Annotated in this window: 14 protein-coding genes; 10 read left to right on the top strand and 4 right to left on the bottom strand. The window is 72.7% G+C overall.

Annotation, left to right across the window (positions count from 1 at the left end; all coding sequences use genetic code 11):
- Positions 1-216: 216 nt before the first annotated feature.
- Complete coding sequence (locus ACSRUE_RS19510) at positions 217-801, bottom strand: DUF2378 family protein (RefSeq protein WP_441292294.1); 585 nt, start codon at positions 799-801, stop codon at positions 217-219.
- Positions 802-1,803: 1,002 nt separating this feature from the next.
- On the opposite strand from ACSRUE_RS19510, the gene ACSRUE_RS19505 reads away from it, so the two are divergent.
- Both ACSRUE_RS19505 and ACSRUE_RS19500 read left to right on the top strand, forming a co-directional pair.
- Positions 1,804-2,199, top strand: a complete 396-nt coding sequence (locus ACSRUE_RS19505) for a VOC family protein (RefSeq protein WP_441292293.1) — start codon at positions 1,804-1,806, stop codon at positions 2,197-2,199.
- 165 nt (positions 2,200-2,364) lie between these two features.
- The gene (locus ACSRUE_RS19500; protein WP_441292292.1) at positions 2,365-3,102 is read left to right on the top strand and encodes a M15 family metallopeptidase; all 738 of its coding nucleotides are present in this window, start codon (positions 2,365-2,367) and stop codon (positions 3,100-3,102) included.
- A gap of 16 nt (positions 3,103-3,118) precedes the next feature.
- Here the strand turns inward: ACSRUE_RS19500 and ACSRUE_RS19495 are convergent, their stop codons facing one another.
- Together ACSRUE_RS19495 and ACSRUE_RS19490 are read right to left on the bottom strand one after the other, a co-directional pair.
- Entirely contained in the window at positions 3,119-3,607 is a 489-nt protein-coding gene (locus ACSRUE_RS19495; RefSeq protein WP_441292291.1) for an acyl-CoA thioesterase, read from the bottom strand.
- Between the two features lie 65 nt (positions 3,608-3,672).
- Positions 3,673-6,552 (bottom strand): ATP-binding protein, encoded by a 2,880-nt coding sequence (locus ACSRUE_RS19490; protein WP_441292290.1) that lies wholly within the window; start codon positions 6,550-6,552, stop codon positions 3,673-3,675.
- A gap of 42 nt (positions 6,553-6,594) precedes the next feature.
- Between ACSRUE_RS19490 and ACSRUE_RS19485 the strand changes: the two genes are divergently transcribed.
- Positions 6,595-7,770, top strand: a complete 1,176-nt coding sequence (locus tag ACSRUE_RS19485; RefSeq protein WP_441292289.1) for a hypothetical protein — start codon at positions 6,595-6,597, stop codon at positions 7,768-7,770.
- A 67-nt stretch (positions 7,771-7,837) separates the two neighbouring features.
- Positions 7,838-8,089: a hypothetical protein gene (locus ACSRUE_RS19480; RefSeq protein ID WP_441292288.1), complete on the top strand. Its 252-nt coding sequence runs from the start codon at positions 7,838-7,840 to the stop codon at positions 8,087-8,089.
- Between the two features lie 43 nt (positions 8,090-8,132).
- On the opposite strand, the gene ACSRUE_RS19475 is transcribed toward ACSRUE_RS19480, so the two are convergent.
- The gene (locus tag ACSRUE_RS19475) at positions 8,133-9,458 is read right to left on the bottom strand and encodes a penicillin-insensitive murein endopeptidase (protein WP_441292287.1); all 1,326 of its coding nucleotides are present in this window, start codon (positions 9,456-9,458) and stop codon (positions 8,133-8,135) included.
- 351 nt (positions 9,459-9,809) lie between these two features.
- Between ACSRUE_RS19475 and ACSRUE_RS19470 the strand changes: the two genes are divergently transcribed.
- The 6 genes from ACSRUE_RS19470 to glmM all read left to right on the top strand — a co-directional run bounded on the left by ACSRUE_RS19470 (position 9,810) and on the right by glmM (position 16,298).
- Positions 9,810-10,568: a CoA transferase subunit A gene (locus tag ACSRUE_RS19470; protein ID WP_441292286.1), complete on the top strand. Its 759-nt coding sequence runs from the start codon at positions 9,810-9,812 to the stop codon at positions 10,566-10,568.
- Between the two features lie 20 nt (positions 10,569-10,588).
- Entirely contained in the window at positions 10,589-11,254 is a 666-nt protein-coding gene (locus ACSRUE_RS19465) for a CoA transferase subunit B (RefSeq protein WP_437765691.1), read from the top strand.
- A 10-nt stretch (positions 11,255-11,264) separates the two neighbouring features.
- Positions 11,265-12,122 (top strand): acetyl-CoA carboxylase, carboxyltransferase subunit beta, encoded by an 858-nt coding sequence (gene accD, locus ACSRUE_RS19460; RefSeq protein WP_437293688.1) that lies wholly within the window; start codon positions 11,265-11,267, stop codon positions 12,120-12,122.
- Positions 12,119-13,441, top strand: coding sequence for a bifunctional folylpolyglutamate synthase/dihydrofolate synthase (locus ACSRUE_RS19455; protein WP_441292285.1), 1,323 nt, complete (start codon positions 12,119-12,121; stop codon positions 13,439-13,441). Before accD ends, ACSRUE_RS19455 begins: the two co-directional genes overlap by 4 nt.
- 112 nt (positions 13,442-13,553) lie before the next feature.
- Positions 13,554-14,579 (top strand): SDR family NAD(P)-dependent oxidoreductase, encoded by a 1,026-nt coding sequence (locus tag ACSRUE_RS19450; RefSeq protein ID WP_441292284.1) that lies wholly within the window; start codon positions 13,554-13,556, stop codon positions 14,577-14,579.
- Between the two features lie 405 nt (positions 14,580-14,984).
- Positions 14,985-16,298 carry a phosphoglucosamine mutase gene (gene glmM, locus ACSRUE_RS19445; protein WP_044969465.1) on the top strand — a complete coding sequence of 438 codons (1,314 nt, stop codon included), beginning with the start codon at positions 14,985-14,987 and terminating at the stop codon, positions 16,296-16,298.
- The last annotated feature ends 37 nt before the right edge of the window (positions 16,299-16,335 follow it).

The raw sequence follows: 16,335 nt of genomic DNA, 5'->3' as shown, positions 1-16,335 counted from the left end.
GATCGCGCTCGATAAGAGTTCGAGCGCCATCTAGCGCAGCAGCTCGATATTCCCCTGCCCGGCGCGAATGCGGCTTTCATCCAGCCGAGCATTCACCTTCTCGGGAGGCGACCTCGATCCATCGACAGCGACCCTCGCTCAACTCTTGTCGAAACGGGGATCGCCATGGCCCCGCCGCGTGGCCCCTCCTGCCGGCGCGGGCGACCAGCTTGCGGGCTACCAGCTCACCAGGAACTGGAGCGTCTCCGCCCCTCGCACCTCAACCGAGATGGTCGGCTTGGCGCCGTACCCCATGACGAGCGCCTCGAAGTTCCCCAGCGGGTACTCCAGCGTACCGCGGTGGCTGCTGATGTCGATCTGCACCTCCGACGGCCCCAGCTGCCGCGCCCTGGCCAGCGGCCCCTTCACGAGCGCGCCCAGGCTGCCCGTGTAGCGCATCAGCGCGGCGCCCGGGTCGGTCGCGAGGTGCATCGTGATCCGGCCGAGGGCGCTTTCCTTGAAGGCCCCGACCTGCTGCCGCGCGAGGCGACGATAGCCCTCCCGCGAGCTCCGGTTCGGGTGCGAGAGCCGCGCAGCCGCGTCGTAGAGGCGCAAGAAGTCACGCGTCGGGTAGTCCGAGAACGGCAGGTAGAGCCCACCCCTCGGCGGGCTCGACAACGTCGACACCACCTGCGCGAAACGCTCCCCGAGCGTCGCCGCCAGCGCGTTGAAGAACATCCCCTTCATCGCGTAGGACTCGGGGACCCCCGCCACCACGGCGTCGATGTCGATGTTGCCGAGGAGCGGATCGGAAGGACGCACCTCGAACGAAGCTCCGTTCGGCCCGACAAGCAGCCCCTCTGTGGACGGTGCGCTCGGCGGCGCCACGCTTCGGGGCACCGCGCGCATGACACCGCTCTTGGGGATCGGCGTCTCGTTCGCTTGCCGGCGCTGGTCGCTGCGGACCTCTTTCATAGGGAGCTCGCCGCAAAAAAAAGACTCAACACAAAGGCCGCTTGCGGCAACCACCGCAGCGAAGGGCACACGACCCACCTAGCAACGGCCATGCCGACCGCTCACTGAACGAGTCACCGCGTGAACACGGGGTTCATGCCAGATTTCCCTTGCATGGATGAAACGCTGGTTCAGCGCTGCAACCGCGCGGAGACGACCGGGACGGCGTTCATCTCCGCTCAGGCCGGCCCACGCGCCTGCGGCGGCACACACCCGCCAGCGTCCCGAGCCGAAGAAACACCGCGTCAACGCGCCGTGAGGCCCGCGTCAATATGCCTCGAGGCGAGCCTCGATATGCCTTGAGGTTCGCGTCATTACGCCCCGAGACTCACCTCAACACGCCGTGAGGCTCGCGTTGACGCACCGGGAGTGCCGAGCTCGCGGAGCCCCGCTCGCGCCTCGGACGCTCCTCCGCCCTGAAGGACCGTCGAGCGGCGGCGGTTTCACGCGAGCACCGGCGAGCATCGCGTACGCCTGCCCACGATGAATTTTGGTGGGCGACGAGGTGGACCTGCGCGCTCCCCACGCGCTCGACCTGGACGTGGTACGCGTGCAGAAGCCGCACTTCGCCGCGCAGAAGCCGCACTTGGCCGCGCAGAAGGCGCACCTCGGCGTCGAGCGGAGGGAGCCTCGGCTGGTTCGACCAGGCGTCGTGCTCTGCCATCGATCGAAGCGCGGTGAGGGGGGCTCATGCGCGAGGGCTCCGCGCCCCGCTCGCGCCGTCCATCGATCGCGGCTGCTGACCGGACGCTGTCAGCAGCGCCGCCCTAGGATGCCGGCGCGTGGGGCAGGACCCCCGAGGAGGACCTCATGAACACAGGACTGGGTGGCGTGATCGTCTATGTGCCCGACGCGGTGGAAGCCGCGGCGTTCTATGAGCGCGCGTTCGGCTTCGAGCGCAGCTTCGTCTCCAGCGGCAACGAATACTGCGAGCTGAAGGGCAGGGTGCCGCTCGGGTTCGTTCAGGAGGACTTCGCCCAGAAGGGCCTCCCGGAGCTGGCGAAGAACAGGCCAGGCGAGCGCCCCGCCGGGCTCGAGATCATCGTCACCAGCGAGGACGTCGACGCGGCGTTCGCGCGCGCCGTGAAGGCCGGCGCAGCCCCCGTGTCGGAACCCCACGACAAGCCGTGGGGCCAGCGCGTCTCCTACGTGCGCGACCTGAACGGCGTGCTCGTGGAGATCTGCTCGCCGTGGACCTCTCCATGAGCTCGCCGCAGCTCACCCCATGAGCTGACACCGACCGCGCGATCGCGAGCGACGCGGCGCGCCGTCCGCCTCAAGAATGTGCTCGTGCCCCTGACGGTGCTTCTCCTGACAGGCTATTACGGCAAGTCCTTGCCGCGCCTGACGCGGCCTGCTTAACCTCCGGCCGTGAACGCGAACGGACGGACACGGGTGCACCTGCTCGTGGCAGCAGCGGTCGCCCTGCTCGCGGCCGGCCCCTCGGGGCTCGGCGGCGGGCCCGTCGCGGAGGCCAAGGAGCCGGCCCGGGGAAAGAAGGCGAAGAGCTACGAGTGCCGCGTCCAGAGCCCGCAGAAGTTCCTGAAGCGGCGCACCTTCGTCCAGAAGGGGATGCTCAACCCGAAGAAGCACGCCAAGGCGGTCCGCTACCTCGCCGAGCACTACGGCCACGTCGAGACAGAGGAGACGCGGCGCCACAACTCCGAGAGCGCCCACTCCCAGGCGACGACCGTGCGGTTCATGGGCCTCCCGCTCTCCATCCACGAGAAGATCGCGCCCGCGCTCCACTGCGTCGAGAAGCGGATCCGCTCGACGTGCACCCGCAAGTCCCGCCGCTACACGCCGCGCGCGGTCGGCGGGTTCCGCACGGCGAACAGCTACCGCGGCGCCGAGATCTCGAATCACCTCTTCGGCATCGCCATCGACATCGATCCCGACCGGAACCCGTGCTGCGGCTGCGTCGACCCGTGGCCCTCGAGCCCGCTGTGCCAGGAGAAGAAGCGCTCTGCCTACGAGCGCACGGCCCTGTCCCGCTGCTGGATCAAGGCGTTCGAGCGCTACGGCTTCGACTGGCTCGGCCACGACGACCTCGAGGACACGATGCACTTCGAGTTCCTCGGGGATCCCGACCGGCTCAAGAAGAAGTAGCGCGCGGCGATCACGATCACGCGCCGCGGCCGCCCCCGCGCCGCGAGAGCCGCCGCGCGCGCCGCTCCGCCGCGGCCTCGGCGAGGCGGCGATCGTCGTCCGTCTCGAGGAGGATCGGCGGCACCGAGGTCGGCCTGAGCGACGCGTCGACGGCCACGAACGTCACGAAGGCCGTGACCATGGGCCAGATGGCGCCCGTCATCGCGTCCTCCCCCTCGACCGACACCAGGATCTCGAGCGACGTGCGGAAGGTCGCCGTCACCCGCGCGGCCAGACGGACGACCTGACCGACCTTGATCCCGTGATCGAACGAGAGGTCGTCGATGCCTGCGGTGACGACCGCGCTGCCGGTGTGCCGCTGCGCGCAGATGGCGGCGCACAGGTCGATCCACGCGAGCACCTGCCCGCCGAAGATCGAGCCGAGCGCGTTCGTGTGCGTCGGCAGGACGTACTCGGTCATCGTCGTGACCGACTCGGAGACGCGCTTCTCGTGCGGGGCCCTCACCCGGCATGCGTATCACGGGCGCCCCCTCGCGCCAGAGCACGCCGGCCCGCCCGGGCCGCCCGGACTCAGCTGGAGGTCGAGGCCCTGCCCGGGTTCGGGAACGACGGCTCTTCGGGGGCCGGCGAGCGGCCAGGGCTCGCGCTGACCGACGACTTCGTGGGGACCGACTGGCCCGGCGGGCCCGTCGGGAGCGTGGGCTCGTCCTCCAGGCGCACCGACGTGACCTTCAGCCGCGCGAAGATCGCCTCGGCCTTCTCGTTCATCGCCACCGCCTCGCGCCGCGCCGCCATGTTCGCCACGAAGCTGCGATCGGTCGTCAGGAACCGCGCGTAGGCCTGGAACGTGCGCGCGAGCTCGAGCTCGTTCCCCGTCTCCTCGAAGATGCTCACCGAGCGCGCAAAATAGGCGCGCGCGCTCTTCGTGTGCGCGCTGCCCCAGCCGCCCGCCGCCGTGATCTCGCCGAGCGTCCGGAGCGCGATGCCGAGGTGCACCTTGCTCCGGACCGAGGCGAACAGGTCCACCGCACGGCCGATCGAGTCGCGCGCCTTCTCCAGATCGCCGCGGAGCATGTAGGCCTTCCCGAGGGCGCGCCGCGCCTCGGCCAGGCCGAGCCGGTCGCCGAGCTCGTCGCAGAGCTCCTCGGCCTGCTGCAGCACGCGCACCGCCTCGTCGGGATCGCCGCTCCGGTAGAGCGTCCCGCCGATGTTCGTCAGGATCAGCGCCGTCCGGTTGCGATCGCCGACCTGCCGCGCCACCTCCAGCGCCTCCTCGAAGAGCTCGAGGGCGTGGCGGTGATCGCGCTGGTCCTGCGCGATCATGCCGAGGTTGTTCAGGCTCATCACGACGCCGAGCAGGTCCGAGATCTCGCGCCGGATCGCGAGCGACCGCTCGAAGGTGTTGAGCGCCTGCTTGAACTCGCCCGAGTCCTGCAGGGCGAGGCCGAGGTTGTTCAGCGACAGCGCGATCGAGCGGCGATCCCCCATCCGCTCGCGGCGGGCGAGCGCGTCGCGCAGCCATTTCAGCGCCTCCTGGTACTCGCCCCGGAGCCAGTGCAGCTTGCCGATGTCGTCGATCGTCGAGGCGATCCCCCGCTCGTCCCGCGCGCCCTCGAAGAGGCGGAGCGCGGTCGTGAGGTGCTTGCCGGCCTCGTCGAGCGAGCCGCTGTCGCGGTAGAGCCGCCCGATGCGGTTGTGCGCGGCCCCGCCCTTGCGCCGGTTGTCGAGCCGGTAGGCGAGCGTCAGCATCTCGCGGAACGCGGCGAGCGCGTCGTCGATGCGCCCGGCGAGCTGGAGGACGTCGCCGTAGTCGTGGAGCGCGTCGATGCGCCGCGCGACGTGCGCGTCGCCGAGCAGCGAGAGCCCGCGCGCGTAGTACTCCGCCGCCTTCGCGTTCGAGTAGCGCCCGCGCGCCACGTCCCCGGCGTCGAGCAGCGAGAGCCCCGCCCGCACCGCGTCGCCGATGCGCTCGCGGTGCGTCGCGAGCTCGGCGAGGAGCTCCTCGCTCGCGCGCACCGCCACCTGCTGCTCCAGCCACTCGGCGATCGCGTGGTGGTACCGCCGCTGGGCCGCGGCGCTCATCCGCTTCTGGAGCGCCTCGCGCTCCTTGGCGTGCACGAACACGTACTCGTCCGAGCCCGCGAAGCTCGACTCGCTCTGCTTGCGCAGGTAGCCGCGGTCGCACAGCGAGCGCAGCGCGGCGTTGATCCGGTCGAGATCCTTGTCGCTCTGCTCCTCCCCCCACAGGTCGGGGGCCTGGCTGCCGGCCCTGCCGAGGACGAACAGCGCGCCGCTCCAGAACACCGGGCCGATCGTCGCGGCCTGCTCGAGCAGCTGCCGGCCGTCGTGATCGAGCGCGGCGAGGCGGACGTTCACGGCGTCCTCGACCGTCATCGGCAGGCGCGCCGTCGACAGCTTGCCGAGGTGCACGCGCCAGCGCGGCCCGCCCGCGGAGTCGGGCGAGAGCTCCTCGATCACGCCCTGCTCGTGGCAGATGCGGACCATCTGCTCGAGCAGCGCCGGGTTGCCGTTCGCGAAGGAGCAGGCCGCCTCGACGAGCTCCGACGGCACGCCCGGCTGGGACTGCGGCTCGGCGCGCCTAACGTCGACGGCGTCGACGGCGTCGACGGCATCGACGTCGTCGACGACGTCGATGATGACGACATCGTCGCCCCCGCGCGGCGCGCAGGGCGCGAGCAGCGCCCTCGCCATCTCCGCCGCGGCGGCCTCGCCGAGCGGCGTGAGCTCGAGGAGCACGTGGCGCCGGTCGCCGACCTTGCCCCAGTCGTCCTGGCGGGTGAGCAGCTCCGGCCGGGCGGCGCAGACGATCAGGACCGGGCCCGTGAGGTACTCGATGAGGTAGCGCAGGAGCGCGAGGGAGTCGTCGTGGGCCGCGTGGAGGTCCTCGAAGATGAGGCACAGGGGGCCGTGGACGGCGTCCGCCTCGAGGAACGCCTTCAGGACGGCGCGGCGGATGAGGTCGGCCTGCGCGGGATCGTCCTGCACCGCGCGGGTGAGCGGGCTGTCGCCGAACGCGAGCCCGATGAACTGGCCGAGGAAGTAGATGACGTCGCCGACCTTGCGGTCGCCCATCACGTGGGCGACCTGCGAGCGGACCTCGGCGCGGGCCGCGTCCTTGTCCATGCCGTCGGAGAGGCCGAAGCGGGCGCGCAGGAGCCGCGTGAAGACGCCGTACGCGGACGCCATGTCGCCGGTGCTGCCCGAGGTGACGCGCAGCGCGGCGGAGCCCTGGCGCCGCCGCTCGAGGAACTCGCGCACGAGCCTGCTCTTGCCGATGCCCGGCGGGCCGACGAGCGTCACAGTCCGCGTGGAGCGCTCCCGCTCCACCGCGTCGAGCGCGCGGGCCAGGGCCGACAGCTCCGCGTCGCGCCCGATCAGCGGCGCGAGGGCGGGCGGCGCCGCGCCAATTGCACTGTCCTCTCGGCTCATCTCCTGGCCTCCACGTCCCCGGGTGCCGCAGCGCCGGACACGATGTCCGGAGCCTATACCAGGTTCGGCTTCGGTGGCGTGTGCGGTAAGCTGCCGGGCGTGGACGGTGAGGGCACGGGGACGTCGGGGAGCACGGCGCGCAGCGCCGCGGAGATCCGCGGGCGCATCACGGCTTGCTTCAGCCTGGCCGAGCTGCGCCGCTTCGCGGAGGAGCTCGGCGCGCCGGACATCCCCTGGGAGCGGGGGATCCAGGGAGCGGCGCACGAGCTCGTCCGGCGCTTCGAGCAGCGGCGCGAGCTCGGGCCGCTCGTCGAGCGCCTCCGCGCGGCGAGGCCGCTCGTGGAGTGGCCCGACACGCCGACGGTGCCGTCCGCCGCGTCGAGCGAACCGGCGCACACCGACATCCCCAGGCCGGCGCCGCTGCCGAACCTCTCGCCGATGGTGGCCCCATCACCTCCCCTGGAGGTCGCGACGCTGACGCCGCCGGCGATCGCGCCTACCCCGCGGACACCGAACGTCACAGGGCCGCAGCCCGCGAACGCGCGGCCGCCCGGCGCCGCGGGGCCGGCGCAGCTCCCGGCCGGCTCCCCGCGCGCCGGCGCGCGGGCGCGCGGGCCGCGCCGCATCGACCCGCGGCTCGCGCTCGCCGCCCTGGGGCTCGTGGCGGTGAGCCTCATCGTGGCTTTCCTCATCGGCAGGGCGTCGAGCGTGCCGGGCGACGACGCGGCGCGCGGGAGCGCCGCGTCCGCGAGCGCCGCGCAGAAGGGCGCCCCGCCGCCGGCGGCGCGGCCGGACGGGGTCGCGTCACGCGCTGCCGCCGCGATCGACGGCAGGATCGAGAGCCTGGCGCGGGCGTGCGAGATCCCGCCTGGCTCGGCGGAGGACGTGATGCGCCGCGCCTTCGAGCGCTGCGGGCCGTCGCCCGCCTCGGCGGGGCACCGGACGACGCCGGCGCAGCGGAGCGATCCGCCTGCCGCACAGGCGCCGGGCGCGCTGCCGGCTTCTCCAGGGCCGGGGCCCCGTGCGGCGGCCGCGACCGGCCTTGCGCCCGCCGGCGGCAATGCCGGGTGCATCGGAGCGTGCGAGCGGCGACACAAGGCGTGCAGGGCGACGCAGTGCGGTAAAGAGCCCACGCAGAGCACGCAATACCAGCGTTACCAGGGCTGCCTGTCGGATTGTCTGGAGCAGGCGTCCAAGTGCCGCCTCGGCTGCCTCTGAGCCTGAGGGCGACGCGTCAGAGCGACGGCCGGCTGCGGCGCATCACGTTGACCGTGACGGTCGGCTCGTGCTCGGGGCAGCCGGTGCGACCGGCCTGGCTCGGGTCGAAGTCGATGCGAAAGCAGGTCTTGCAGACGCAGAGATAGGCGTCGTGGAACTCGCGGAAGTTGAGGATGTCCGCGGCGAAGAGGCTGAGGACGATGTCGCTGAGCAGGTCCTCCTCGCGCGGGGCTTCTCGAACCAGATCGCGAGCGCCGCCGGGCTGCGCGGGGGCCTGCCGACGAACGTGAGCGCCGCGAGCAGCGCGCGGCGATCGTGATCGCTGGCGACGAGCGACGCCGCGGACGGCAGCGCGGCGGCTCTCAGTCCGTGATCTTGAGCACGCCGCTGTCGTCGAGCGCGCCGCTCGCGTCGGCGCCGTCCGAATCGGCCTCGATCTCCGCCTCGGACGCAGCGGGATGCAGGAACGTCAGATCGAGGCCGCCCATCGGCTGCTGCGCCGCCGCGCGCGTGGCAGCGAGCGGCAGCGCCTCGGCGTCGGCAGCGGCGTGCGGGGCGGCGCGGCGCGCTTCCCGTTCAGGTCGCTTGTCGTCGCGGCGCGAGGGCTGCGCTGGGTCGCGCCGGCCGGCGCCGGGCTCGCGGGGCCGCTCCGGCGCGGGCGCCGCGGCGGCCTTCGACGGGCGCGCGGCCTCCGCGCGCGCGGACGGCGGCGGTGTCCGCAGCGCCCTGTCCGTCTTCCTCGCCATGGGCGCGCGGGCGCGGGAGGGGGCGTTCTTCGCGAGCTCGACGCAGCTGCCGCGCATGGCCGCGGGGCAGGAGATGCGCACGTGCATGTGGTCGTCGTGCGCCTCGGCGCCCGTGGGCTGCATCATCGCGAGCTGCGCGCGGACGACCAGCGCGCGGGAGACGCCGATCCGCTTGGCGTGCGCGATCAGCGCGGACCGGAGCGGATCGGCGATGAAGATGTGGCTCACGTGGGCGCGAGGATCGGTGAGCAGGTGCTGGACGAGCAGCCAGTTGCGCGGCAGGTCGAAGCGCGCCCCCGGCACGTTGGTCGAGGCGAGCCGGGCGTTGAACCGGAGGAAGATCGGCGCGTGGACCTGCTTGCCGCGCGCGTCGAGCGCGTAGAGGCCGAGGTCGACGTCGCGGCCGCTCTCGTGGGAGTTGTGGCGGTGGACGTCGCCGCCGCGCTGGCGCGACAGGTCGCCGACGTCGAGCACCGCGCCCGGGAAGCGCTTGGCCACGCCGCGCGCCGCGCGCTCGACCATGCCGACGAGCGCCGGTAGCCCCCAGCGGACGTCGGCGCCGGCGTAGGCGGGCACGACGCGGATGTCCTTGCGCGAGGTGTCGAGCCGCACGCCGCCCTCGAGGCGCCCTTCGTTGGGATGGCCCACCGACGAAGCGGGCGCCTTGGGCGCGGCCTTCTCCCTGGCCGGCCCGAGCGATCGCGGGCCCGCGTCGCCGGCGCGGTGGCGGTGGACCTTGCTGTCGTCCTTCGCGAGCCGCGCGCGCGGCGCGCGCTTCGTCGCCCCGCCCGCCCTGGCGGCAGCGGCGGCGTCCCGCGGCTTTGCTTCCGCGGTGGGGCGCGCGTGCGAGCGCGCCGGCGCGTCCGGCGCCGCGACGGCCGCACGGGAGCCGGACAGGGAGAGCGCCAGGATCGTGAACAGCACGGAGAGCGGTCGAGGCACACCGGTGCGTTACGGGGTTTCGGTGGGCCGGGCCAAGAAGCCGGCGCCGTCTGGCCGCGCCCTCCGAGGGCCGCTCCCGAGACCTGCGCCGAGCGCGCGCCGAATGTGCGCTGGCGAGTGTGGTGAACGAGCGCTGGCGGACGCGACGGGCGCCTCATGCACCCCGGACACACGCGAGGTTCCTGTCGCCCGCCGGAAGCGCGGCCGAGGAGCGCGGATCACCTCGTGACGCCGCGCCGCGGCCGGCGCCGCCCGGTCCCTGTGCCGCGCTGCGGCGCCGGCGTCACGGCATCTCGCGGCGGCAGCGGAGGCTTTTGCCTCGCGGCCAGTTGGGCTACCTCTCGGTCGGCCATGGACAAGGTCTACAAGAGCGCGCTGGACGCCGTGAGGGACATCCCTGGCGGCGCCACGATCCTCGCGGGCGGCTTCGGCCTCTGCGGCATCCCGGAGAACTGCATCGCGGCGCTCCGGCAGCTCGGCACGAAGGATCTCGTGGTCGTGTCCAACAACTGCGGAGTCGACGCCTTCGGCCTCGGGATCCTCCTTCAGAACCGGCAGATCCGGAAGATGATCTCGTCGTACGTCGGCGAGAACAAGGAGTTCGAGCGCCAGTACCTGAGCGGCGAGCTCGAGGTCGAGCTCACGCCGCAGGGCACGCTGGCCGAGCGCATCCGCGCCGGAGGCGCCGGGATCCCCGCGTTCTACACGCCGACCGGGGCGGGCACGGCCATCAGCGAGGGCGGGCTGCCCGTGCTCTATGGCCCGGACGGCGCGGTGAAGAGGTACTCCGAGAAGAAGGAAGTGCGCCAGTTCGACGGCCGCGACTACGTGCTCGAGCCCGCCATCCGCGGCGACTACGCGCTCGTGAAGGCCTGGAAGGGCGACCGGTTCGGCAACCTCGTCTACCGCCACACCGCCATGAACTTCAACCCGATGATGGCGATGGCCGCGAAGGTGACGATCGCCGAGGTGGAGGAGCTCGTCGACGTCGGCTCGCTCGACCCGGACCACATCCACACGCCCGGGATCTTCGTGCACCGGATCTTCCAGGGCGAGCGCTTCGAGAAGCGGATCGAGCGGCGGACGGTGCGCAAGGCGTCGGCCGCCTAGGCGCGGGGACAGGGGACACGATGGGACTCACGCGGGAACAGATCGCGCAGCGCGCCGCGCTGGAGCTCAAGGACGGCTACTACGTCAACCTCGGCATCGGGATGCCGACGCTCGTCGCCAACTACATCCCCGCGGGGATCGAGGTGGTGCTCCAGAGCGAGAACGGGCTGCTCGGCATCGGCCCCTACCCGATCGAGGGCGCGGAGGACCCGGATCTCATCAACGCCGGCAAGGAGACCGTGACGATGCTCGCCGGCTCCGCGATCTTCTCGAGCGCCGAGTCGTTCGCGCAGATCCGGGGCGGCCACATCGACCTCGCGATCCTCGGGGCCATGGAGGTCTCCGAGAAGGGCGATCTCGCCAACTGGATGATCCCCGGCAAGATGGTGAAGGGGATGGGCGGGGCGATGGATCTCGTGGTGAGCGCGAAGCGCGTCGTCGTGATCATGGATCACGCGGCGAAGAACGGCGCGCCGAAGATCCTGAGCGAGTGCGCGCTGCCCCTCACCGGGCGGGGCGTCGTCCACCGGATCATCACCGATCTCGCCGTGCTCGATGTGACGCCCGAGGGGCTCGTGCTGCGCGAGCTCGCGCCCGGCGTGAGCGCCCGAGAGGTGCAGGAGAAGACACAACCAACGCTCCGGGTCCCCTCCGACGTGAACGAGATGGACCTGCGGAGCGCCTGAGGGCTCGCCGATGACCTGGCCTGAAAAGACCCTGCCGACGACCGACGCGAGCGAGAAGCGCTCGCTGGGAGCGGGCGTGTTCCGTCGCTGCGACGGGTGCTCGCACACGCACGACGCCGCCGAGCTCGCGCGCACCTTCGAGGTGTGCTCGCAGTGCGGCCACCACCACAAGCTCGACGCCGACGGGTGGCGGAGGCTCCTGCTCGACGACGGCGAGCTCGCCGCGTGGGACGAGCACCTCGTCCCGAACGACCCGCTCCGGTTCAGCGACGGCAAGAGCTACCGGGACCGCGTCGCGGCGCTCCACAAGAAGGGCCGCGCGAAGGAGGCGATCGAGATCGGCCGCGGCAGGCTGGGCGGCCGCGACATCGCCTACGGCGCGTTCGTCTTCGCCTTCATGGGCGGGAGCATGGGCTCGGTCGTCGGCGAGAAGATCACCCGCCTGTTCGAGCGCGCGACGCGCGAGGAGCTCCCCGTGGTGCTCCTCCAGGCGTCGGGCGGCGCGCGGATGCAGGAGGGCATCCTCTCGCTGATGCAGATGGCGAAGAGCGTGGCGGCGCTCGAGCGGTACCGCAAGGCGCGGCTGCCGTTCCTGTCGGTGCTGCTCCACCCGACGACGGGCGGCGTCGCGGCGAGCTTCGCCTTCCTGGGCGACGCGAACATCGCCGAGCCCAAGGCGCTCATCGGCTTCGCCGGCCCGCGGGTCATCGAGAACACGATCCGGCAGACGCTGCCGGCGGGCTTCCAGCGGTCCGAGTTCCTGCTCGACCACGGGATGGTCGACGCCATCGTCCCGCGCCCCGAGATGAAGGCGTACATCGGGACGCTGCTCCAGCACCTCACGGCCAGCCGCCGGGCGCGGCGATGACCTTGGCGGCGCCGCGGCTGCCGGCGCTGCTCGAGGCGCTCGGGCAGCGGGCGCCGCGGGGGATGGAGCTCGGGCTCGGCCGGGTCCGCGAGGCGCTCTCCGCGCTCGGCGATCCCCACGAAGGCCTCCCGGCGGTGCACGTCGCCGGCACAAACGGCAAGGGCAGCGTGTGCGCCATGGTCGAGTCGATCGCGCGCGAGGCCGGGCTCCGGACCGGCCTCTACACGTCGCCGCACCTGTCCCGCTTCGCCGAGCGCATCCGCGTCGGGGGAGAGATGATCGGCGACGCGGCGCTCGAGCGCGCGCTCGCCGCCGCGCTCGAGCGTGTCCCCTCGCCGCTCACGTTCTTCGAGGCGCTGACGGTCGCCGCGTTCGTGGCCTTCCGCGAGGCGGACGTCGACCTCGCGATCCTCGAGGTGGGCCTCGGCGGGCGGCTCGACGCGACGAACGTGATCTCGGCGCCGCTCTGCACGGCGATCACGTCGATCGCGCTCGACCACCAGGCCGTGCTCGGCCCGACGCTGGCGGACATCGCCCGGGAGAAGGCGGGGATCCTCAAGCCGGGCGCGCCCGCGGTGCTCGGCCCGCTCGATCCGGAGGCCGACGCCGCGATCGAGGCGGCGGCGCAGGCGATCGGCGCCGGGCCTCGCCTCCGCGTCGCGCCGGCGGGGCGCGGCGGGCGCGCGGGCGAGATCGCGGTGGGGCGCGGCGGGCGCGGGGCGGGCGCGGCGCGCGTCGCCGTGCCGGGGCGCCGCGAGATCGAGGTGGAGCTCGGCCTCCGCGGCGCGCACCAGGCCGAGAACGCGGGCGTGGCGTGCGGCGTCGCGTGGCAGCTCGCCGGGCGGTGGCCCGAGGTCGAGCGGGCGCTCGCGGGCGGGCTCGCCGCGGCCCGCTGGCCCGGTCGCCTGGAGCGGATCGACGCGGGCGGCGCCCATGTCCTGCTCGACTGTGCGCACAACCCGCACGGCGCGCAGGCGCTCGCGGCGTGGCTCGACGAGGAGGGTCCTGGGGCGGCGCTCACCACGCTCGTGTTCGGGGCGATGGCCGACAAAGGGTGGGGCGAAATGCTACAGGTGCTCGCGCCGCACGCGCTCCGGCGGTTCTACGTGACGCCGAAGGGCCGCGCGGCCGCCCCGCTCGACGCGCTGCGCGAGGTCGCGCCGGGCGAGGCGATCGGCGATCCGCGCGCCGCGGTGGCGCGCGCGATCGAGGCCGCCGCGCCGGGCGGGCTCGTGGTCGTGGCCGGCTCGATCTACCTGGTCGGCGAGGTGCGCTCGGCGCTGCTCGGCATCGTGGCGGATCCGGTCGTCACGCTCTGAAGCGGGCGCGAGCGGCGCGATGTGCAGACGCGTCGCTGCCCGCCCGCGCGCGGCGGGTGGCACGGGCGATGCCGTCCTCCGCGGCATGGCGTTCAGGAAGCGGCGTTCTCCGGTGCTCATCTCTGCGGCGGCTCTCGTGGCGGCCGCGCTCGCGCGGACGGCGTTCCGCGCCCTGCGAAAGCTCGATCTGCGCGGCCGGGTCGTGGTCATCACGGGCGGCTCTCGCGGCCTGGGGCTGCTGCTGGCCGAGGAGTTCGGCCGGCACGGCGCCCGGGTGGCGATCGCCGGCCGCGACGCGGAGGCGCTCTACCGGGCGGAGCAGCGGCTGCAGGCGCTCGGCGTCGAGGTGCACGCGGCGGCGTGCGATCTCGGCGACCGCGCCGCGGCCGAGGCGTTCATCGACGGCGTGGCGAGGGCGTTCGGCCGGATCGACGTGCTCGTCAACAACGCCGGCGTGATCCAGGTCGCGCCCATGCAGGACCTCCGGGTGGAGGAGCTCGACGAGGCGATGCGCTCGAACTTCTGGAGCGCGGTCCACGCGACGCTGCGCGCGCTGCCGCACCTGAGGCGGCATGGGCGCGCGGCGCGCATCGTGAACGTGGTGTCCATCGGCGGACGCGTCGCCGTGCCGCACCTGCTCGGGTACAACGCGTCGAAGTTCGCGATGATGGGCTTCTCGGAGAGCATGCAGGTGGAGCTCACGCACGGCGGCGCGAAGGGCCCGCGCGTCACGACGGTGATCCCGGGTCCGATGCGCACGGGGTCGATCTACAACGCCGCGTTCGGCGGCAGCCCGCAGCACGAGTTCGGCTGGTTCGGCCTGGCCTCGTCGCTCCCGATCGCGACGATCGACGCGCGGCGCGCGGCGCGGCGGGTGGTGGCGGCGGCGCGCGAGGGGCGCGCGGAGGTGAAGCTCGGGCTGTCGTCGCACCTGCTGAGCTGGGCGCACGGCATCGCGCCGCAGGCGACGGTGAGGCTGATGGGCCTCATCAACGCGCTCCTTCCGCCGCCAGGCGGCGGCGAGGGCACGACGAAGGGCCGAGACCTGCGCACGCCGGCGCAGGGATCGGTCTTGCTGCGCCTGAGCAACGAGGCGGCTCGGCGCAACAACGAGGCGCCGCCGGCAGCGGCGCGGTAGCGACAGCGCTGTAACCACGGCGCGGTAGCTGCCGCGCTGCAAAAGCGGCGCGGTAGCTACCGCGCTGCAAAAGCGGCGCGACAGCGACCGCGCTGTAACCACGGCGCGGTAGCTACCGCGCTGCAAAACGGCGCAGACGCAGCACGATAGCGGCCACGCCACAAAGCGGCGCGATGTAGACCGCGCCAATGTCGCCGCGGCGGCGATTGGCCGTAGGCCGTCTTGGCAAAGGTTGCTAAGGGTGGTCTCCTCAGCCCCACACCACAGAGAGGGACCGTGCCGAAGCACACCAAGAAGGATCCTAGGGAGGGCGCTCCGTCGGCGACGGGCGAACCGCAGAAGCAGGCCGCAGGCCGCAAGCTCTTCGGCACCGACGGGGTGCGCGGCGTGGCGAACCAGCCGCCGATGACGCCCGAGATGGCGCTGCGGCTCGGGCGCGCGATCGCGTTCGTCGCGAGCCACGGGAAGTCGCGGCAGGTGCGGGTGGTGATCGGGAAGGACACGCGCCTGTCCGGCTACATGCTCGAGACCGCGATCGCGTCCGGCGTGTGCGCCATGGGCGGGCGCGTGATGCTGAGCGGGCCGATCCCCACGCCGGCGGTCGCTCAGCTCACGCAGAGCATGCGGGCCGACGCCGGGGTCGTGATCAGCGCGAGCCATAACCCGTATCAGGACAACGGCATCAAGATCTTCGGGCCCGACGGCTACAAGCTGCCCGACACCGCGGAGGAGGAGATCGAGCGGCTGATGGAGAGCCACGAGCTCGACGAGGCGCGGGTGGTCGGGGCGGCGATCGGCAGCGCGGTGAAGCTCGACGACGCGCGCGGGCGGTACGTCGTGTTCTGCAAGAACACGTTCCCCACGGCGCTCTCGCTGGACGGCGTGAAGATCGTCGTCGACGCGGCGCACGGGGCGGCGTACCGCGTGGCCCCCTCGGTGTTCACCGAGCTCGGCGCGAACGTGACGGCGCTCGGCGTGAAGCCGAACGGCCGCAACATCAACCGCGAGACCGGCGCCCTGCACCCGGAGCACGTGAAGGCCGAGGTGCTCAAGCGCGGCGCGGCCATCGGCATCGCGCTCGACGGCGACGCGGACCGGGTGATCATGGTCGACGAGCGCGGCGAGGTCGTGGACGGCGACGCGATCATGGCGCTCTGCGCGCTCCGGATGCTGCGCACCGGCAAGCTGCCGCGGAACACGATCGTGACGACGGTGATGTCGAACCTCGGGCTCGAGCGGGCGCTCAAGGCCCAGAGCGGGCACGTCGTCCGCACGGCGGTCGGGGATCGTTACGTCGTCGAGGCGATGCGGAACGGCGGCTACTCGTTCGGCGGCGAGCAGTCGGGGCACCTCATCTTCCTGGACCACGCGACGACGGGCGACGGCATCGTGGCGGCGCTGCAGGTGCTCGCCATCATGATGGAGGAGGACAAGCCGCTGAGCGAGCTCGCCTCGAAGGCGATGCAGCGGGTGCCGCAGGTCCTGGAGAACGCGACGTTCGCGACGCGGCTGCCGCTCGACAGCATGCAGCGGACGCGGGTCACCGTGGATCGCATCGAGAAGACGCTCGGCGACAAGGGGCGCATCCTCGTGCGCTGGAGCGGGACGGAGCCGAAGCTCCGCGTCATGGTCGAGGGCGAGGACGCGTCGACCATCGGGGCGTACGCGCTCGAGATCATCGAGGCGGCCAAGCAGGACGTCGCTGGGGCATCGGCGTAGCCAGGGCTGCCCGGCCCCCGGAGAGGGTGTCCTCTGC

Origin of the sequence: Sorangium sp. KYC3313 (assembly GCF_052075895.1) — a bacterium.
GTDB classification, from domain to species: domain Bacteria; phylum Myxococcota_A; class Polyangia; order Polyangiales; family Polyangiaceae; genus Sorangium; species Sorangium cellulosum_B.
Note: the sequence above shows the minus strand (reverse complement) of the source record. Positions and strands in the feature narration are given on the sequence as shown.